Origin of the sequence: Barnesiella sp. An22 (assembly GCF_963931395.1) — a bacterium.
Taxonomy (GTDB): domain Bacteria; phylum Bacteroidota; class Bacteroidia; order Bacteroidales; family Barnesiellaceae; genus Barnesiella; species Barnesiella merdigallinarum.
This window is the reverse complement of sequence record NZ_OZ007014.1, coordinates 927,614-947,608: the sequence shown is the minus strand read 5'-3', so window position 1 is coordinate 947,608 and position 19,995 is coordinate 927,614. Positions and strand designations below refer to the sequence as shown.

At 53.7% G+C, this 19,995-nt stretch carries 14 protein-coding genes; 5 read left to right on the top strand and 9 right to left on the bottom strand.

Translation table 11 applies throughout. The annotated features are described in order from the left end of the window. The first annotated feature begins 37 nt into the window (after positions 1-37). The 4 genes from ABGT88_RS03770 to cdaA all read left to right on the top strand — a co-directional run bounded on the left by ABGT88_RS03770 (position 38) and on the right by cdaA (position 3,451). On the top strand, positions 38-1,387 hold the full coding sequence (locus ABGT88_RS03770; protein WP_346702813.1) for a sodium-dependent transporter: 1,350 nt from the start codon (positions 38-40) through the stop codon (positions 1,385-1,387). Further along, positions 1,388-1,675 (top strand): hypothetical protein, encoded by a 288-nt coding sequence (locus ABGT88_RS03765; RefSeq protein WP_346700525.1) that lies wholly within the window; start codon positions 1,388-1,390, stop codon positions 1,673-1,675. Between the two features lie 143 nt (positions 1,676-1,818). Then, positions 1,819-2,685, top strand: a complete 867-nt coding sequence (folP, locus tag ABGT88_RS03760; RefSeq protein WP_346700523.1) for a dihydropteroate synthase — start codon at positions 1,819-1,821, stop codon at positions 2,683-2,685. Between the two features lies 1 nt (position 2,686). Next, positions 2,687-3,451, top strand: a complete 765-nt coding sequence (cdaA, locus tag ABGT88_RS03755; RefSeq protein WP_087408257.1) for a diadenylate cyclase CdaA — start codon at positions 2,687-2,689, stop codon at positions 3,449-3,451. A 136-nt stretch (positions 3,452-3,587) separates the two neighbouring features. Here the strand turns inward: cdaA and ABGT88_RS03750 are convergent, their stop codons facing one another. Continuing rightward, positions 3,588-4,556 carry a DNA methyltransferase gene (locus ABGT88_RS03750; RefSeq protein WP_087408291.1) on the bottom strand — a complete coding sequence of 323 codons (969 nt, stop codon included), beginning with the start codon at positions 4,554-4,556 and terminating at the stop codon, positions 3,588-3,590. Positions 4,557-4,704: 148 nt separating this feature from the next. Continuing rightward, positions 4,705-6,504: a translational GTPase TypA gene (typA, locus tag ABGT88_RS03745; RefSeq protein ID WP_087408258.1), complete on the bottom strand. Its 1,800-nt coding sequence runs from the start codon at positions 6,502-6,504 to the stop codon at positions 4,705-4,707. A gap of 291 nt (positions 6,505-6,795) precedes the next feature. On the opposite strand from typA, the gene rpsO reads away from it, so the two are divergent. Next, positions 6,796-7,071, top strand: coding sequence for a 30S ribosomal protein S15 (gene rpsO, locus ABGT88_RS03740; protein ID WP_025278228.1), 276 nt, complete (start codon positions 6,796-6,798; stop codon positions 7,069-7,071). 135 nt (positions 7,072-7,206) lie between these two features. Here rpsO and ABGT88_RS03735 read toward each other — a convergent pair whose 3' ends face one another. The 7 genes from ABGT88_RS03735 to ABGT88_RS03705 form a co-directional block, all read right to left on the bottom strand. Next, positions 7,207-7,800 (bottom strand): hypothetical protein, encoded by a 594-nt coding sequence (locus ABGT88_RS03735; protein ID WP_346700520.1) that lies wholly within the window; start codon positions 7,798-7,800, stop codon positions 7,207-7,209. A gap of 42 nt (positions 7,801-7,842) precedes the next feature. Next, positions 7,843-8,445 (bottom strand): hypothetical protein, encoded by a 603-nt coding sequence (locus tag ABGT88_RS03730; protein ID WP_346700518.1) that lies wholly within the window; start codon positions 8,443-8,445, stop codon positions 7,843-7,845. 222 nt (positions 8,446-8,667) lie between these two features. Further along, entirely contained in the window at positions 8,668-9,537 is an 870-nt protein-coding gene (locus tag ABGT88_RS03725; protein WP_346700516.1) for a nucleoside phosphorylase, read from the bottom strand. Positions 9,538-9,707: 170 nt separating this feature from the next. Beyond that, positions 9,708-11,081: a glycoside hydrolase family 57 protein gene (locus tag ABGT88_RS03720; RefSeq protein ID WP_346700514.1), complete on the bottom strand. Its 1,374-nt coding sequence runs from the start codon at positions 11,079-11,081 to the stop codon at positions 9,708-9,710. Positions 11,082-11,101: 20 nt separating this feature from the next. Beyond that, a complete protein-coding gene (locus ABGT88_RS03715; RefSeq protein WP_087408263.1) occupies positions 11,102-12,370 on the bottom strand; it encodes a glycosyltransferase family 4 protein in 1,269 nt (422 codons plus the stop codon). Between the two features lie 18 nt (positions 12,371-12,388). Continuing rightward, on the bottom strand, positions 12,389-14,335 hold the full coding sequence (locus ABGT88_RS03710; RefSeq protein WP_087408264.1) for a glycogen debranching enzyme N-terminal domain-containing protein: 1,947 nt from the start codon (positions 14,333-14,335) through the stop codon (positions 12,389-12,391). 275 nt (positions 14,336-14,610) lie between these two features. Continuing rightward, complete coding sequence (locus ABGT88_RS03705; RefSeq protein WP_346700512.1) at positions 14,611-19,758, bottom strand: hypothetical protein; 5,148 nt, start codon at positions 19,756-19,758, stop codon at positions 14,611-14,613. Positions 19,759-19,995: the final 237 nt, after the last annotated feature.

Sequence of the window (19,995 nt, the reverse complement as noted above, 5' to 3'; positions counted from 1 at the left end):
AAAATTTATATTTTTGCAATCATATTCCGAAAATGTCATAACGATGGGAGAACAAGCAAAATTTGCAACAAAACTGGGTATTATCGCCACCACAGTGGGCTCGGCGGTAGGATTGGGAAACATCTGGCGATTCCCCTACGAAGCCGGTATGAACGGCGGCGGAGCCTTCCTGATGGTTTATATTCTGTGTGTACTGATACTGGGCATACCGGTCATGTGTGCCGAGTTCATCATAGGCCGGCACTCCAAGAGCGACACGGTCGACGCCTTCCGCAAACTGGCACCGGGCAGCCGCTGGCACTACATCGGCTACATGGGCATATTGGCCTCAGTCCTCATTCTGGGCTACTACATGGTCATCTCGGGGTGGACCCTCGAGTACCTCTTCCGCGCCCTCGGCAACGACCTGGCCGGGAAAACGGCCGCCGAGTTCAAAGCCGAACAGAATGCCTTTATCCAGAGCGATTTCCGCCCGCTGCTGTGGACCTATCTGTTCTTGATAATCAACTACGTGATTCTGTCGCGAGGGGTACAGAAGGGCATCGAAAAGATGTCGAACATACTCATGCCGCTGCTCTTCGTCATTCTCCTCGTCTTCTGCGTACGGTCGCTCACCCTGCCGGGCTCGAGCGAAGGGCTCGCCTTCTTCCTCCACCCCGACTTCTCCAAAATCACGCCGCAAGTCATCATCCGGGCCATGGGGCAAGCCTTCTTCTCGCTGAGTCTGGGCATGGGCATTCTGGTCACCTACTCCTCCTACTTCACCTCCAAGACTCATCTGATAAAGACCGCCTCGACGGTAGCCGTACTCGACACCACAGTGGCTATTCTGGCCGGGGTCATCATCTTCCCTGCCGTATTCTCCTGCGGTCTCGACCCCGTGGCCGGCCCCGACCTCGTGTTTGTCACCCTGCCCAATGTCTTCAACCAGATGCCGGTATCGGCGCTGTGGTCGGTGCTCTTCTTCCTGCTGCTCACGGTGGCGGCGCTCACCTCTACGGTTTCGCTCTTCGAGGTGGCAGTCGCTTTCCTCATCAACTACATGCACATGAGCCGTAAGAAAGCTACCCGGATAATGATACTCGTCATCGCCCTGCTGAGCACCGTCTGCTCGCTCTCCATCGGGTCGTGGAGCCACATCCGGATTTTCGGGAAGACCATCTTCGATGCCTTCGACTACTTCTCGGCCATCATCCTGCTGCCCGTGAGCGGACTGCTCATCAGCATCTTCATCGGCTGGGTACTGAAGCGCAACATCTCGCGCGAGGAGCTCACCAACCGCAACAAGTTGCACGAGCCGCTGTTCAATGCCATCTTCTTCTCGATCAAATACATTGCGCCTGTCATTATCATACTTATCTTCCTGTCGGGATTCGGCATTCTGTAAATGGCACTCAGACGCGACAGCTTCTTCAAACTCTCGAGGGGCGAACGACGAGCCGCCCTGTGGCTGACAGGCATACTGGCCGTGCTTGCCGTCGCCCGCATGGCCAAGTCATACCTGTTTCTGCACAAAGTTCCCGACACACCGGTACAGGTAGAGGCATTCCGGAATGACTTGAACGTGCTCGACAGCCTGCACCAGAGCCAGGTCGATGCTACCGATGCACCCGTTACGACCGACCCGAAACCCGGCCCGCCCAAAGAGCTGGATGCGGTTCCGCGCGAAGAGTAGCCAGCCGGACGAAGTTTTTCGTCCAATCATGCCGTGCCATTCAACAAAAAGCGTTATCTTCGCTTAGTTAATCGGCACCCTCGACAGGCCGGTGCCACAAACCGGCCGGGACCGAAACCCGACACCTGCAAGAGATTGTCTATATGATATTTCGCAACGTACCGAACAAACCGCTATCGCTGAATCTGGGAGGAGAACTGGTCTCCCTCTCGAGACCTCTGGTCATGGGTATACTCAACGTCACCCCCGACTCGTTCTACGCCGGGAGCCGCACCCCCGCTCCCGAACAAATTGAGGCACGGGTGCACCAGATTGTCGACGAAGGGGCCGACATCATTGACATCGGGGCCTACTCGTCGCGGCCTCAAGCCGACGACATCGCCCCCGACGAAGAGATGCGCCGCCTCGCTTCGGGGCTCGAAATCATACGCAAGCTCTACCCGCAGGCTCACGTATCGGTCGACACCTTCCGGGCCGACGTTGCCTCACGCTGCGTGCGGGAATACGGGGTGCAGATGGTCAACGACATCTCGGGCGGCGAGCTCGACCCCCGCATGTTCGAAACCGTGGCCGACCTCAAGGTGCCCTACATCCTCATGCACATGAAGGGCACGCCGCAGACGATGATGCAACAGACCCACTACGACCACCTCATCGCCGAGATGCTCTACTACTTTGCCGAGCGCATCGCCCGGCTCGAGAGCCTCGGCGTGAACGACATCATCATCGACCCGGGATTCGGGTTCAGCAAGACCCTCGACGACAACTACCGCCTGATGAACCGGCTCGACGAGTTTGCCCGCATGGGCCGCCCGCTGCTGGTGGGCATATCGCGCAAGTCGATGATATACAAACTGCTGGGCACATCGCCCGACGAGAGTCTGAACGGCACCTCGGTACTCAACACGCTGGCCCTGCTGGGGGGCGCCCATATCCTGCGGGTACACGACGTGAAAGAGGCCGTAGAGACGGTAAAAATAGTTTCAAGAACCTTACAATCTGGAGATTAACATGTTTTCATTCGGCATAAAAGATATTATCGACATACTCATCGTAGCCCTGCTGCTCTACACCCTCTACAAGATGATGAAGGAGTCGGGCACGATAAGCATCTTTACCGGTGTACTGGCCTTCGTGGGCGTGTGGATTGTGGTGAAGCAGATACTCGACATGCGGCTCATCGGCTCGATTATGGACAAGTTCATGAGCGTGGGCCTGCTCATCCTCGTCATTCTGTTTCAGGACGAAATCAAGCGATTCCTCGTGCAGCTGGGCTCGCACAAGCGGTGGCGATTCTTTTTCAACTTCTTCCTCAAGCACAAGGACCAGGGCGAAAAGCCCTATATCATCCCCGTCGTGTATGCCTGCATGAACATGGCCAAGACCAAGACCGGCGCCCTCATCGTCATCGAACAAGGGGTGTCGCTCGACAACTACAAAAACACCGGCGACACCATCAATGCCAACGTGAACGCCCGCCTCATCGAAAACATCTTTTTCAAGAACAGCCCCCTGCACGACGGTGCCCTCATCATCGCCGACAACCGCCTGGCCGCAGCGGCCTGCATTCTGCCGGTATCGCACAACAACAAGATTCCCAAGTCGATGGGGCTTCGCCACCGCTCGGCACTGGGCATCACCGAGGTGACCGACGCGCTGGCCATTGTCGTGTCGGAAGAGACGGGCAACATTTCGCTTGCCCACAATGGCAAAATCACCACCAAGATTTCGGGTAAAGACCTGGAGCGCATGTTGGTACAGGAGTCTATCGACTGATACGAAAACACTGCGAACGGGCCCGATGCAAGAGACTCGTACCCCACGGTTTCCGACCGCCGGCTGCGGTCGAAATCGTCTTACCAATATCTGCAAATAAAAGTCAGGTAACCGAACTGCCCCGATGCAAGGCAGTTCAATCTTTGTCGTGCGGTGTCGCCGGGCGCGACTTCTGCACGGCCAGCGTATTGCGCTCCCAGAATACCCCGTCGGCATAACCCTGTATCGACGGGTCGCTCTCGGCCAGACACAACCGCTTGGCCGCCCACAGGCAATACTCCTCGTTCACCTCCACCCCCAGGTAACGGCGATTCAGCTTCCTGGCCACCACGGCCGAGGTGCCGCTCCCCAGGAAGGGGTCGAACACGAGGTCGCCCTCGCGCGACGAGGCCAGAATGAGCTTGGCATAGAGTTTCTCGGGTTTCTGGGTGGGATGGTCGGTATTCTCGGGCATCGACCAGAAAGGGATGCTGATATCGTCCCAGAAGTTCGAGGGGCAGGTGAGGCGGAAGTTTCCGGCACTCGTCTCCTGCCAGTCCTTGGGCTTGCCGTCCTGCCGATAGGGGGCTATCACCCGCCGCTTCTGCTTGACCGCCTCCACATCGAAATAGTAGTGCCGGGCATCCTTCACGCCGAACCAAATATCCTCCATCGCATTCTTCCAGTTGTGCAGGGCCCCTTTGCCCTTCTCGCGCTGCCAGGTGATGCGGTTGAGCACCGTAAGCTCCTCGTCCATCACCGTCTGTAAGGCCGCCGTACAACGCCAGTCGCCGCACAGGTAGAGCGACCCGGTGGACTTCAGCTTCTCGCACACCCGGTGGAACCAGCTGCGCAGATAATCCAGATAAGCCTCGTGCGAACGGGCCTGAAAGCTCATACCGTGAAAGTTTTTCGACAGATTATAGGGCGGGTCTACGATAATGAGGTCGGCCACACGGTCGGGGATACGGTCGAGCACGGCCAGCAGGTCGCCTTGGATGATGCGGTTGTCGAAGTCGAAATCCGCCGTCACCCGCCCGGCCGGGGTGATGAGCGGGCGCAACCGCTCCACCTCGTCGGGTTCGACGGTCAGGGTCCTGTTGTTTTTGGCTCGTCTCTTTTCCATACGACAGAAACAGGCAGCGTCCATATCGCCGCCCCGAAAGATGCGTGAAGATACGCAATTTTCTGCAGAAAGCCCCGCCCCACCCCCCAAAAAAACGGGATGCGAAACAAATCCGCACCCCGCTATATCATACAAAGTTTTATGGCTCTTACGAACGGTTGGCCCGCTTGCGCTCGGTCTCGTCGAGAATAATCTTGCGCAGGCGCAGGTGGTGAGGCGTCACCTCTACATACTCATCTTCCTTGATGTATTCGAGGGCCTCCTCGAGGCTGAAGATAACCGGCGGCACGATACGGGCCTTGTCGTCGGCACCCGACGCACGCATGTTGGTCAGCTTCTTCGACTTGGTCACATTCACCACAATATCGTTCTCCTTGGCATTCTCGCCCACTACCTGACCGGCATAGACCTCCTCTTGCGGGAAGATGAAGAAGCGGCCGCGATCTTGCAGCTTGTCGATGGCATAGGCATAGGCCGTGCCCGACTCCATGGCGATGAGCGAGCCGTTGGTACGGCGCTCGATATTCCCCTTCCAGGGTTGATATTCGAGGAACCGGTGCGCCATGATGGCCTCGCCGGCCGAAGCCGTCAGCACATTGGTACGCAGACCAATGATACCGCGCGAAGGTATCTGGAACTCGATGTGGATGCGGTCGTTCTGGGTCGTCATCGACACCATCTCGCCCTTGCGGCGGGTAACCATATCGATAATCTTGCTGGCATACTCCTCGGGCAGGTTGATGGTGAGCAGCTCGATGGGCTCGCACTTCTGCCCGTCGATCTCCTTGATGATAACCTGCGGCTGACCTACCTGCAACTCGTAGCCCTCGCGACGCATGGTCTCGATCAGGACCGACAAGTGCAGCACGCCACGGCCATAGACCGTCCAGGCATCGTCGCTGTCGCCACGCTCTACACGCAGGGCCAGGTTCTTGTCGAGCTCGCGTTTCAGACGGTCGGCAATGTGGCGCGAAGTCACATACTTACCATCCTTACCAAAGAAGGGCGAGTCGTTGATGGTGAAGAGCATCGACATCGTAGGCTCGTCGATGGCGATACGCGGCAGAGGCTCGGGCTCGGCAGCATCGGCAATGGTGTCGCCAATCTCGAAATTCTCGATACCCACGAGGGCGCAAATGTCGCCCGAAGCTACCGACTGCACCTTGGTACGGCCCATACCCTCGAACACGTCGAGCTCCTTGATGCGTTGTTTTACGGTCGAGCCGTCTTTCTTGCACAACGAAACCTCCATGCCCTCTTTCAATACGCCCCGGTGCACACGGCCCACGGCGATACGGCCTACATACGACGAGTAGTCGAGCGAGGTGATAAGCATCTGGGGAGTACCCTCGAGATACTGAGGTTCGGGGATGTATTCGATAATGGCATCGAGCAGCGCCGTAATGTTGTCGGTAGGTTTACGCCAGTCGGTCGAGAACCACCCCTGCTTGGCCGAACCGTATATGGTGGGGAAGTCGAGCTGGTCTTCGGTTGCATCGAGGCTGCACATCAGGTCGAAGACCATCTCCTGCACCTCGTCGGGGCGACAGTTGGGCTTGTCGACCTTGTTGATAACCACAATCGGCTTCAGCCCTATCTCGATAGCCTTCTGCAAGACAAACCGGGTCTGGGGCATCGGGCCCTCGAAAGCGTCGACCAGCAGCAGACAGCCGTCGGCCATGTTGAGCACACGCTCCACCTCGCCACCGAAATCGGCATGCCCCGGAGTATCTATAATATTGATTTTGTAATCCTTGTAACGAATAGAAACATTCTTGGAGAGAATCGTGATACCTCGTTCACGCTCCAAATCATTGTTATCCAATATCAACTCTCCGGAGTTCTGGTTCTCGCGAAAAAGATGTCCGGCCAAAAGCATTTTGTCTACCAGCGTCGTCTTGCCGTGGTCGACGTGAGCGATAATCGCAATGTTTCTGATTTTCTGCATATAACCTATTTTAACCAAGTAGAGAGACCCAACCGCCACGCGAGTTGCGCATGCGCTTGCCTCTACGTTTCAAGGTGCAAAGTTACTATATTTTTTTGAAATGATACATCACTCTATTACTTTTAGTAATGACTTACCCCACTCTTCACGCCTCAGATACACCTCACTACCCCTGCACAACCACCCGGATGGACCACCTTTCAAAAAAAGAACAGCCAAATGTTTGTATACTCAAAAACAAATAACTACCTTTGTGCGCTCAATAATTTATTAACAACAAAACTCAAAGAAATGTACTTAGATTCTGAGAAAAAGAAAGAGATCTTTGGGAAATACGGAAAGTCCAATACTGATACTGGCTCACCCGAAGCGCAGATTGCATTATTTTCCTACCGTATAGCCCATTTGACTGAGCACTTGAAGTCAAATCACAAAGATCATAGCACCGAACGAGCTCTGAAAATGTTGGTTGGTAAACGTCGTCGTTTGCTCGACTACCTCATCAAGGTCGACATCAACCGCTACCGTGCCATCATCGCACAAAAAGAGCTGGGTATCAGAAAGTAATTCTTTACGCTACACAGCAAAAAGAAAAGCGATTCGAAAACGAATCGCTTTTTTTGTATCCTTACCGAAGGTGCCGGCGAGAAGCGTATGGAGACCGAGGTCCCAGCCGCCCCCTAACCGAGATACCCGGCCCGCTCAATCGTCATAACGCTCCATTTCATAGCCATAGCTGGACGAGCTATAACTGTCGCTGTAAAGAATCAGCGTAGTGGCATAATCCTCGTCCCGACCATAGGCCCACAAATTGGCCCGATAGTGGAACATCTCGCCATCGCCACTAAGATCGACCCACTCTTTGTAGAACTCGCGATAAGCGCTGCCTTCTTCCGACTCAAAACCAAACACGAAGCCGACGAAGCCGTCGCCATCGAGGTCGCACGGGCAAGTATAATCGGTAATCATCTCCGACGGGAGGGTGCCCCCACCCAGACTTTGACGGTTCAAAACCACCTCACTCGAGAAATGGAAATGTGCCTGGCCGTTGGAAAACTCAATCCACTCAATCGAACAGGGCAGTTCTTCACCCACATAGGCCATCTCGCCCGACGGGTTCTCGACATAACCGGCTTTTACTACCCGCCACTTACCGGCCAGAGCCGTGGTATAATTCCCTTGTATGGGTTCGTCGTCGCCCCCGAAAAGGTCGTCCATCAACTCGCTACACGAGGTCAGAGAGACTACCGTCAGGGAGACCAGCAGCATCCGCAATATACTATCTTTCAGTCTCATATTCTTCTTTTTATTAAACTCACAAACTCATAGCTTGTACAATCAGTCGTCGTAACGCTTCATCTCATAGCCAAAGTCGACACACTCGGCATTGGTGCCATAGAGCACAAGCGTGGTGGCATAGTCCTCGTCCTTGCCATAGGCCCACTGACGCACCGACGAGTAGAATATCTCTCCGGTATCGCCCATATCATACTCGGTATAGGTCTCGACATAGCTGTCCCGATCGCTGTCGTATCTGAACCCGAAGACGAAATTATGGAAACCACTCCCGTCGAGTTCACACGTACAAGTATAATCGGTCATGGTTGTCGAGGGTCTCTCACTCCCGCCAAAGACGAGGTAATCGAGGGTTACCGGCTGTGAAAAGTGAAAATGAGCCTGACCGTTGGAAAATTCGATCCACTCGAGCGAACAGGGCACTTCACCCCCTTCTCTCACATGAGCCATCTCTTCCGGTACATTTTCAATATCCCCGGCAGCTACGACCCTCCACTTACCGGCAAGGGCTGTCGAGAAATTACACTGAATGGAGTCCTCCTCTCCATCTCCAAAAAGTTCCTCCATCAATTCGCCGCACGATGTAAAAGAAAGCAGCGCACTCAGGCACAGCAATGCGCCTGTCAGTTTCCTTAATGTTTTCATTGCTATTATACGATAAGAGTTTATCTATTCAGTCCTGTATTTACGTATATTCAGTTTCTACGCCTCAAAGATAACACTTTTTTACAAGTCCAAGGTTGATGAACGGACATTTTTTCTCGCCTCACCCTCACCCGCCCCCTCTTGCTTCCTCCTATTAAGCCACAGGGCCGCAGCTGTCGAATACAGCCGCGGCCCTGCCTTTCTTTTATCCCGGGAAAGGTTCTATATGCGTTCCAGAACGGTCTGGATAAGATCCGAGACGGCCGTCTTGTAGTTGGGGTTGGCGTGATGGGCCACCCGATTGGCAATGATGCTGCACACGGTCATGGCCTTGTGCCCCATCAACTTCGACAATCCGGCCAGAGCCGAGCTCTCCATCTCGTAGTTGGTGACTACATGCGAGCCATACTTGAAAGACTCGATTTTCCGGTTCAGCTCAGGATCGGCCAGCGGCAAGCGCAGCTCGCGACCCTGTGGGCCATAGAATCCGTTGGCCGATATGGTCACGCCCCGCACCATATCGTCGCCGCCGATGCGGGCTACCAGTTCGGGGTCGGCATCGACCACATAGGGAGCGGCCCACAAGGGGTTCCACTGTACCGACTCGCAAAAGGCTTTCTCGAAATCGAGGTCGCACACTTCGTTGCGCCCGGCGTAGAAGTTGAGCACCCCGTCGAAGCCGATAGACTTCTCGGCAATGACCGGCGTACCTATGGGCACATGGGGCTGCAATCCGCCCGAGGTCCCTACCCGCACAAGGGTCAACTGGCGGAACTGGGGCTTCTCGTAACGCGTCGTAAAGTCGATATTGGCCAGGGCATCGAGTTCGTTGACCACGATGTCGATATTGTCGGTACCGATGCCGTGCGAGAGGCACATCAGCGGTTTCCCCTTATAGGTACCGCCTATGGTATGAAACTCCCGGCTCGAAACCTCGAAATCGCGGGTGTCGAAAAACGAAGCGACCAGATTGACCCGACCGGGGTCACCGACCAGGATTACCTTGTCTCTCAACTGCTCGGGGAGCAAATGCAGATGGAACGCACTGCCATCGGCATTGATAATAAATTCAGACTCTGGGAAATGTTTCATATTGCTAAAAATTTTACCACGCCGCCCGATTGGGGACGGCGTGGTACGAATATACGGATTGTGAGTGAATCGGCGAAATTGTTTCCTCTAATTTTGTCTAAAAGGCTCTGATTCGCCCTGGCAGATGTCCGTTGCACTCCGAGGAGAGAACCTCGGCGGCACCACCCCCATCACTCTTGCTTCTCGGCAGCCTTCTTGGGAGTCTCGGCCTTAGCCTCTTTCTCCTTCTTGGCCTCGGCCCGTTTGGAGTGGCGCTCGGTGCGTGCCGACTTCAACTCTTTCTGCAACATCTCAATCTCGGCAGCCTGGTTCTTGATGGTTGTCAACAAGGCGTTCAACTCCTCGTTTTCAATCGACTCGGGATACTGGGCCTCGACGCGTACGATAAAGTCGCTCAACACATTCATGTAGTTGGTGAATGCCTCGTAAGGACTGTCGTAGGGGCTGTAATGGCTGTGCACGGCACCGTCGGAGAGATACTTCGTGCACATGTAGTAGAAGTGGTCGCTGGCCTGCAGATAGTTCCAGTCTTGTTTCAGACGGCGGTCGTCGCACAAGCGTACCCGCTCGGCTACCGAATAGAGTTTGCGGAAGGCCTCGTTCTGCAACGTGTTACCCAACCAGGCACTGGTATCGCGAGCCTCGTCGGCCCACGACATGGGATAAGGTACCGACAGTGCGTCGACCGGTTTGAGTTTGCTGATGGCTTCGGTAGGCGTGCAGAAACCTATCCCCTCTTGCTCGGCAAAGCGAGGCAAAGCCTTCATAAACTCGAAGATGCCCGACTCGCGCGGTTGCAGCTCGCCCAGCGTCTCGTAGTTCATAAAGAGGTTGACGATAGGCTCCTCGGCCGGGGTATTCTTGATCCACGAGATAAACTTGTCGGCAGTGAGAGGATAGTCACTCCACTCGTAGTTGGAGAAGCGGAACGAAATGTCGTCGCTCATCTTGTAGTTCTTCAGCAACATTTTCAGTTTGGGAGCCGCAGCCGAGCAGTAAAGGTAGTTGGGACTCTTCCAACCCAGGATGTGCTTGGCCCCTTCGGTGATAACCCCCTTGAAGCCCATCGAGGCAATCATCGAAGCTATATCGTCGGAGAATATCAACTCGGTATTGCGGAATACCTTGGGTTTCACGCCAAAGAGTTGCTCGATTTTCTCGTCGTGGTGCTTTACCTGAATCTTGAACTCCTCGGAATCGGCCAACGAAGCAAGCGAGTGGGCGTATGTCTCCGAGAGAATCTCCACGCAATCGGTCTTGACCAGCTCCTTCATGCTGTCGATAAACTCGGGCACATAAATCTCGAGTTGCTCGAGAGCTACACCCGATATCGAGAAAGCCACCTTGAACTTGCCGTTGGCATTCTTGATCATCTCGAGCAGCGTGGCATTGGCCGGCAGATACGACCGTTGAGCAATGCGGGTGATAATATCGTCGTTGGCAAAGTCGTCGTAGTAGTAGTGGTCGTTACCTATGTCAAAGAAACGATAGCGTTTCAATCGAAACGGTTGATGAATTTGAAAATAGAAACAAATTGTTTTCATATAAGGTTGTGTTTTTTCATTTATTTATAATTGCGCAGCACATTGTGGTAGATGTCGAGTACCTTCTGGCCGGCATACTTCCACTTAATCTCGTTTACTTCACGCTCGCCCTCTTCGCGCAACTGTTTATAGATGGCGGGATAGGTGATGATCGAATAGATAGCGTCGGCCATAGCGTCGATGTCCCAATAGTCGATTTTGATGACATTGGTCAAAATCTCGGCACAGCCCGACTGTTTCGAAATGATCGAAGGCACGCCCACCTGCATGGCCTCGAGCGGCGAGATACCGAACGGCTCCGATACCGACGGCATCACATACACGTCGCTGGCCTTCAACATCTCGTAGACCTGACGTCCCCGCAAGAATCCGGTGAAGTGGAAGCGGTCCGATATGTTGCGTTGTGCCGACAACATAATCATCTTGTTCATCATGTCGCCGCTACCGGCCATTACAAACCGCACGTTGTTGGTCTTGCGCAATACCCGGGCAGCCGCCTCGACAAAGTATTCGGGTCCTTTCTGCATGGTGATGCGGCCCAGGAAGGTAACCACCTTTTCCTTCGGATTGTGCGGCACCTCTATCGACTTGATTTCGTCGCTCAACGGCTCCACGGCATTATGTACCGTAGTCACCTTGGCCGGGTCGATGTGATACTTGTCGATAACCGTCTGGCGCGTGAGGTTGCTCACCGTGATGATGTGGTCGGCATGCAACATACCGTCGCGCTCGATGTTGTAGACCGTAGGGTTCACATTACCCCGGCTGCGGTCGAAGTCGGTCGCATGCACATGAATCACCAACGGCTTGCCGCTCACCTGCTTGGCATGAATGCCGGCCGGATAGGTGAGCCAGTCGTGCGAGTGAATGATGTCGAACTGCTCGGTGCGGGCAATCACACCGGCTACGATAGAATAGTTGTTGATCTCTTCCATGAGGTTGTCGGGATAGCGCCCCGAAAACTCGATACAACCCAGGTCATTGGTCTTCAGATAATTGAAATCTGCATAGATATGACTGCGAAGGTCGAAATACTCCTGCGGGTCCATGCAGTAGCCGTAGCGTTGCTGCACGTAATCCCAACTTACATCGCGCCAGGCGACAGGGGTATTGGCGGCCCCGATTATATGAGCAAAAGTTTTATCCTCATCTCCGTAGGGTTTAGGTATGACAAAGGTGATTTCAATATCGCCACACTCGGCCATGCCTTTGGTCAGGCCATAACTGGCCGTGCCCAAACCTCCCAGAATATGAGGGGGAAATTCCCAACCAAACATTAGCGCTTTCATAGATATAGGAATTAGGCTTTACATGTTATACTTCTTCAATAATTTCAACACTCTCAATATTTCACCGACGTTGGCGGCATAGCTGATGGCTCCACGACCGGCGAAGGGCGGGTTGCCGTCGAACAGCTCGGAGATGGACCCGATACAGGTTTGCGACATCTCGTCTTCAAACCCGATGAGCATCCGCTCCAGGAACGAGACACCACTGATGCCGAACACCTTCAGATAGGCCTCGGCATAGGCGCCCATCAGCCACGGACGTGCGGGCCCCTGGTGATAGGCATACTCCCGCTCGGTCTGCGAACCTACATAGGTGGGGTTATAGCCGTAGCTCTTGGGGCTGAGCGTGCGGATACCCTTGGGGGTAAGCAACTCGCGCGTAACCACCTCGAGAGCCCGCTTGCGCTGACGCTTGTCGAGCGGCGAGTAGTCGAGCCCCAATGCTATGAGCATGTTGGGCCGTACACTCCAGTCTGACATCGAGCCGTCGACATAGTCGATCAGGTAACCATAATCGTTCAGGAAGGTAGCTACAAACGTCTCGCCCGCCTTATCGGCAATGGCATTCCACTGTTCTACCCTCGAAGCCAATTCCATATCTTCGGCAAAAAGGGCGGCGGCAAACTTCAAAGCATTGTACCACAACGCATTGAACTCTACCAAATAACCGCTGCGCGGGTTCACGGGGCGACCGTCAACCACGGCATTCATCCACGAGATCACCCGGTCTTTGCCATTGGAGTAGAGCAGCCCGTTGTCGTGCAGGAAAAGGTTGGGATGCTTGCCTTTGACAATGTAGTCGAGAATATCGCACAGGAAACGGCCATACTTCTCGCGACAAGTCTCCATACCCTTCTCCTTGGCATACTGATAGATAGTCCAGGTAGCCCACAGCGGAATATCGGGCAGGTCGAGTTCGCCGATGTTTTCGTCGAGTTCGCCGGTAGTCATAAAGTGGCGCAGGGCCTTCTCGGCCGAAGCCATCACGTCTTCAAACGTCTGGTCGTCGCCAATGGCCAGCGTACACCCCGGCAGGGCAATAAACTGGTCGCGGGCCCGTACCCTGAACCAGGGATAACCGGCCAACAGATAGTGCCCCTTCTTCTGCTTGAAGTAGAACTGCTGAGCCGAGTTTTTCAGGCAGTTGTAGAAACTCGAGCGACACATGTGGCGATTGGCCAACTCTACTTCGTAAGTGTGAGCCAACGAGCGGGGTTTGGCCTCGACGGTTCCCGCCGAGAAGATGATGCTTTCGCCCTTCTTGATAGGTATCTCGAAGTAGCCCGGCACATAGAGGTCCTCCTGATAGGGATAGCCTCGCTCCTGGTCTTTGATATACTCGATGCCCTTGTACCAATGGGGGTCAAATACAAACTTGGGGGCCTTGTTGAACTGCATGTACAACCGGGGATAGCCCTGGTACAGACAGCAGCTTATGCCGTTGGCCGCCTCTTCGTAACGCTGGTCGAGCGCATAGTTTTCCACACACAGATCGTTGGCATTGCGGAAGGCAAGAAACGGACGGAATTGCAGAATCGTCGGGGAGTGAGCATCGACGAGCGTATACTTGATAAGGATACGGTTCTCGTGCGAGATAAACACTTTTTCTTTCGTCAGAATCACACCGCCCACCCGATACATCGTCTGGGGCACCGACTCGCAATTAAACTCTCGAATGTACTTGTGTCCGTTCGGGCTGAAACAGTCGCCCTTGTACTTGTGCAAACCCAAGTTAAACGCAGCGCCGTGCTGAATCACTGTCTCGTCCAGCGACGACAACATCACGTGATTGTCCTTATCCAGCTCGGGGATAGGAATTACCAACAACCCGTGTTGCTTGCGGGTGTTGCAATCGACGATAGTCGTACAATGATACGCGCCCGACTTGTTGGTACGCAGCATCTCCTTGGGCAGCGACCACTCGAGGTTTATCATCAGGTTCTTGTCAAATTTCAGATAACTCATATCTCAATTAATTTCTCTTACTTGTGTCTTTTTCATAATTTTTTCAGACTCTTCGGTCTATTGCAAATCATCCGATCCCTTGCCCTATTCCAAAGATTCCGAAATGCGCCATTCATATTTGTTTCGAATTTAACATAAACCGAAATAAAATGCAAACATTTTATCGGCGAAAAAGGCATGTTCTTCAACATACCTCCACAAACAACAATATATCAACGCATTAGAACGATTATAAAATCAAAAAGGTTCCGGCCGAAACCGGAACCTTTTCTGATTTATCGCTTGATGATTCGTTCTACCCGATCGCCACAGCGCACCAGGTAGAGCCCCTGAGTCAACTGCGACATCTCTACGACGGTCAATCCTTCGGCAGGCTCGACAATCGAGACCGTGTGGCCCGACAAATCGTAGAGATAGATTGTCTGCTCGGCCCCGCTCACATAGAGCTGATGGTCTACTACCGTAGGATAGATGCGTACCTGAGCCGACATCGTCGACTCGATTGCCGAATAGCCGGGGTCCTCCTCGGTCAGCACGGGATAGCCCTCGTTTTGTGCGGCATCGACCATCCAGTAGAAGGCCTTATGCTCGGTATTGGTCGCATTGTATGCACGGGTCCAGTTGTTCAAGCCGGCGGCAAACGTGCGGGTCTTCATTTCGTCGGCACTCAATGCACGGCCCAGATAATCGCCGGCAACCACACACCCCGACTCATAGTAGCTATTCTCTACGTTGGCATCTTGCGGAGCAATCGGGGCAACGATTCCACCCGTCGTCGACACAGCACCCACATTGTAGCAGTTGGCCACCCAGGCATCTATAATCCAATTGCCCGATATGCCACCCACATACGCCAACTCACCGGCAGAGATTCGCCCGGTATTGTAACAGTTCACTACACTCGACTCCTCATCGGAATACCCCAGGATACCTCCGGCAGAAGAGTAGTCGTGCGTCGAACCCTCGACCGTCACATCGGCTCTATTGGCACAATTCAAAATCGTCGAACTGTACAAACATCCTCCTATACCACCCGTGTAGGCTATATAGACCGAGTAATTGCCCGTTATCTGCACCTGGCCTGCTATCGGGCCCCAGTTTTCACACCGGTCGATAACAGAGTTAAACACATTGCCCACAATACCACCCACATAGCCATAGGGTGCCTCGAGTTCGACCGAAGCTCGGTTGATACACGAGACAATCGTCGAATTATAGACATAAGCGGCAATACCACCGCCATAGGTCGAACTCTTTACGATACAGTCGTCGGCCAGCACCACGTGGGAGATGTGAGCTTGCGCAATCTGCCCGAAGAGCCCAGCAACGGCGGTATAGGCCGAGATTACCTCGCTGTGCAGATTGTGAATCTCGTAACCGCCGCCGTCGAAGGTACCACGGAAGGCCACGTCTACCGAACCTATCGGCTCCCACTTGAGACCGTCCAAATCGATATTGCCGGCCAACGTCACCGTCTTCCCTTCGAAGGTAGTGCCTGTCTTGACCAGATAGGCCAAACCGGCCAACTGTGCCGGGGTCGAGAGGGTAAACTCGGTTTGCGACTCGTCGTACCACGAAGCATCGTAGTTCCCTTCCGAGGTCCACCAGCCACCTACCTCGATATTCCCGCCCAATACGGGATAGCCGTTGTTCTCACCGGCCCGGATTTCCCAGGCGGAAAGAGTGGGCGAATAGGGATCGCTATCCATCACAGACGTAGCATTGGCGGTGAGCAGTCCGGCAAATTCGGCACGCTTCATTTCGTCGGGCTGCATGGCCACACCTTTGATATTCAAGCCGGTCGTATCGGCCATGCACGTCACATCGTAGTACCCGTTTTCCAAAGAGAACTCTGTCGGATTACCCAGAGGCGAAATCTCTACAATAGCCGGATTGCCATCCACCTCTATACCCGTGGCCGATAATTTGCCTGCATGATATACATTCGTCTGATTGGAATAGGAAGCACAAATTCCACCCACATGCACATCGGGGCCGGTTCCCGATATGTCGCCTACATGGTAACAATTTATAATACGGGCATTTACACCTGCCAAACCAGACACCCAGATAGTCGCATGGTCAGACACGGCAACGATACGGCCACTGCTCGACGAGTTGTAGATGGGGTTGTAGGATATGTCGAATCCCACCAGTCCTCCTACGAACGACTCGGTATAGCCGGCATGGTTTACCTCTATCGAAGCCTGGCTGTGACAGTTATCCATACTTGGCCCTTCAAATGCACCGGAAACGGTACCTATCATTCCTTGCGACGAAGAGATTATCTTTACACGCACCGAGCAGTCATCGGCCAAGGTAATATTCTTGACTTCACCTGAAGCAGCCCCCATAAATCCGACCAATACCGCACCTCTTACTCGTCCGTAAGAATAAGACTCTACATCCACATCCATGTGATGAATCGCATGGCCATCACCATCGATGTTACCCCGGAAGACGTGAGAATTGTACCCGATGGGTACCCAACGGTGGCCGCTCAAGTCTATATCGTTGGCCAGCTTCACCGTTTTACCCGTGAAATCATAAGAGTGATAGGCCAGATAAGAGAGGCCGGCCAACTGTGCCGGGGTCGAGAGGGTAAACTCGGTTTGCGACTCGTCGTACCACGAGATGTCGTAGTTTCCCTCCGAAATCCACCAGCCGGTAGCCTTCTGTTGGTCGAGACTCAACTCGGGGCCATTTGCACCCTGGCGCCACTGCGACAGCGATTCGACCCACGGATCTTTCTCCAAAATGGTCATGACCGCCTCGTTCATCGTGGCCACCTGAGCCTGAGAGAGCAACTCCCCTTGCGAGAGGGCATACTCGTTATCGCTCACTCCCTCGGGCAAGCAACCGGCCCGGTAGTAGCCATGTTCTACAAATTCGTTTTCAAAAGTACCGGCCAAACCGCCAAACCGGGGAGCCTCAGCCACTCTGTCGGCAGTAATCGGCAATCGCCACCCATCCAGATAACCCACAGATTCTCCATTTTCATAAGCAGAGATGAGTATCACTAAATTTTCGTCCGTGAAAGTAATTGCATTCCCATCCGTCGAAAGCGTTACCACAAATTCTCCACTTGCTCCCGTCTCATTTTCCAATGTCAACGAATAGCGGTTGGAATACATTCCTACCATCTGTCCCATGGGAATATGCAGCTTTCCATCACTTTCCAGACTTCCGGTCATCGAATAGCTCATCTCGGCACGAGTAGAATATAACGACAAAATATATTCATCGGCCGAATCAATCGAAGGCGAAATCGTCACGTCTAACGGAATTTCAAGCTCCTCTTCTCCCTGGAAAGGCGACAAAGCCGAGGCGTGATACGTGCCCACCCATTCACTGTCGGCACCTTGTGCGGCTACCCGGCCATTAAATATCGAAGACAACAGCATGGCATTTATACAGTTGCCTGCCAAACCGCCTGCCGTATGGCCATATACCGTGGCATCGGAGCGACAATTCGTAATCGAACCCGCGCTTATCAAGCCCGCTATCGAACCGGCCGTCAAGCCCGATACCGTACACGTAGAGGAGAGCATAAGGTTACAGATCTCGGCACCCTCGGCATACCCGAACAGCCCGGCATAAGTCACGCCGTCGACCTGCATACCCGAGATGGTATGGCCACAGCCGTCGAACAGTCCCACGAACGAGCGAGCCCCATCCTTGGTTTGAATACCAATTGGCATCCACCGATAGGCCGACAGATCTATATCGGCTCCCAAACGAACCGTCACGCCATTCGCAAGACCGGTGTGATAGACCAGATAGGACAAGCCGGCCAACTGAGCCGGAGTCGAGAGGGTAAACTCGGTTTTCGTATTGTCGTACCACGAGGTATCGTAATTGCCCTCGTCCCACCACGAGGAGGTGGGGCACACCTCGGTACTCAAGGCAGGGCCTGAACCCCCCGATGTCCACAAGTTCAAACGCTTCTCGGTTTGCGTCGGAGCCACCTCACGCACATACTCATTCAGGTCGTCGACCAACTGCGACGATTGCATTGCCTCATCGGTAAGTGCCGTACCCACTACCTGATTGGCATTGGTTACACTGTTTTCGGAGTAGTAGCAATACGCCCAGTCATATCCGCCGCTACCGACAAGCGCTCCACTCACGTCATCGCTCAGTAACCGGGCCGAAAGGGGCATCAACAAACTTTCACAAAGATATAAAGACTCTCCGTCTTCGGTCATCAAAACAGCAAACGTATTGCCCTGCGATGTGGTCAAGGTCACCGTCCTTCTATCGTCGGAGAGCGTTCCCAAAAATTCACCATCGACAAAGGCCGTATTTCCATCCAAAGCACACAAATAGAGCTGCCAGGTATCGCTCGAGCCTACATATTGGCCCAATGGAATGTGCAGCAGGCCATCGCTCCCGACCTTTCCACCAAACTGATACGACAATTGCATTTGTGTACCCGTTAATGAAATATCCAGGCTATCGGGATAGTCGGCGCGTGGTACAAATCCTATCTGAAAGCCATACGAAACCGAGCTGTCGGATCCATTGGGTGCATATCCAAGATAATTACCCGACCATTTCTCGGGGAGAAACTTCGAAACCCGACCATTGAATACACACAGGCGAACCCGCGTACCATTGCAGGCCCCGACCAGTCCGCCTACCGTATGGCCCGAAACAGTAGCTTCGGAGTAGCAATTCTCTATCACTCCCTCTTCGTCTATCGAACCAACTATGGAACCGGCGGTATTGCCGCTTATCTGACAATCGGAGGCCAACATCACATTGCGTATCTCGCCCCCTCGCACATACCCGAAGAGTCCGGCATACTCCTGACCGGTCACATGCAGGCCCGAAATCGTATGCCCGCCACCGTCGAATGTACCTCTAAACGAGATTTGAGAGGTGCCAATCGGTATCCACTCGTGGGCCGACATATCCAAATCGGCCTCCAATCGTATGGTTACATTCCCAAAAGAATAACCCGAAGAGAGCCTATAGGCCAAACCGGCCAACTGCTCGGGAGTGGTCAGCCGATACAGTCTGACCGAACCATCGAACCACGATATATCGTAGTTTCCCTCATCGATCCAGGTCGTAGTCTGGGCCTGTTGCCGCCGGGCCATAACCTGCTCCCGACCGGACTGCAGCCGAGACCAGTCGCGCCCTGTAACCTGAACGGGAACCGACCACGACGGAATCGTCACCTTCGAGAGTCGCTTGCCGGAGAGCGACAAAACCGATTGCCCCTTCGACACCTTTGCCTGTACAGACTTCTGTCCGGGGAGGGCCTGCGAACGGTTCGGAGCAGAAGCCTCGTTCAAACCCTTCAGCCGCATCTGAGCCAGCTGTACGGGCGAGAGCCGCTTCAACGGCTGTTCGGTAGCCCCTACGATTCCCACAGCCAAGCAACTCAATACCAATAATGTAAGAATTCTTTTCATATATATTTCGATTAAAGTTTGTCCCTGTCTCCAAAATATAGCGAAGTAAATAAGCAGTCCCAAAGTCCTCCTTTTGATTTCAGCCCATCGTTTATAAATGCAAAGAAAATAAAAAATATAATACTCGAGCTGTTTTTCCTTTCCTTTTTTTTACATACCGACCCACAGAGTCAACAATTTATATAACAGCAGCGAGGCGGAGCACCCCAATCGGGTACTCCGCCTCGACGATATATC

What these genes read in the sequence shown, in the direction of transcription:
- ABGT88_RS03765 (WP_346700525.1), top strand. Translation starts at nt 1,388, where the DNA reads ATGGCACTCAGACGCGACAGCTTCTTCAAACTCTCGAGGGGCGAACGA.
- folP (WP_346700523.1), top strand. Translation starts at nt 1,819, where the DNA reads ATGATATTTCGCAACGTACCGAACAAACCGCTATCGCTGAATCTGGGA.
- cdaA (WP_087408257.1), top strand. Translation starts at nt 2,687, where the DNA reads ATGTTTTCATTCGGCATAAAAGATATTATCGACATACTCATCGTAGCC.
- ABGT88_RS03750 (WP_087408291.1), bottom strand. Translation starts at nt 4,556, where the DNA reads ATGGAAAAGAGACGAGCCAAAAACAACAGGACCCTGACCGTCGAACCC.
- typA (WP_087408258.1), bottom strand. Translation starts at nt 6,504, where the DNA reads ATGCAGAAAATCAGAAACATTGCGATTATCGCTCACGTCGACCACGGC.
- rpsO (WP_025278228.1), top strand. Translation starts at nt 6,796, where the DNA reads ATGTACTTAGATTCTGAGAAAAAGAAAGAGATCTTTGGGAAATACGGA.
- ABGT88_RS03735 (WP_346700520.1), bottom strand. Translation starts at nt 7,800, where the DNA reads ATGAGACTGAAAGATAGTATATTGCGGATGCTGCTGGTCTCCCTGACG.
- ABGT88_RS03730 (WP_346700518.1), bottom strand. Translation starts at nt 8,445, where the DNA reads ATGAAAACATTAAGGAAACTGACAGGCGCATTGCTGTGCCTGAGTGCG.
- ABGT88_RS03725 (WP_346700516.1), bottom strand. Translation starts at nt 9,537, where the DNA reads ATGAAACATTTCCCAGAGTCTGAATTTATTATCAATGCCGATGGCAGT.
- ABGT88_RS03720 (WP_346700514.1), bottom strand. Translation starts at nt 11,081, where the DNA reads ATGAAAACAATTTGTTTCTATTTTCAAATTCATCAACCGTTTCGATTG.
- ABGT88_RS03715 (WP_087408263.1), bottom strand. Translation starts at nt 12,370, where the DNA reads ATGAAAGCGCTAATGTTTGGTTGGGAATTTCCCCCTCATATTCTGGGA.
- ABGT88_RS03710 (WP_087408264.1), bottom strand. Translation starts at nt 14,335, where the DNA reads ATGAGTTATCTGAAATTTGACAAGAACCTGATGATAAACCTCGAGTGG.
- ABGT88_RS03705 (WP_346700512.1), bottom strand. Translation starts at nt 19,758, where the DNA reads ATGAAAAGAATTCTTACATTATTGGTATTGAGTTGCTTGGCTGTGGGA.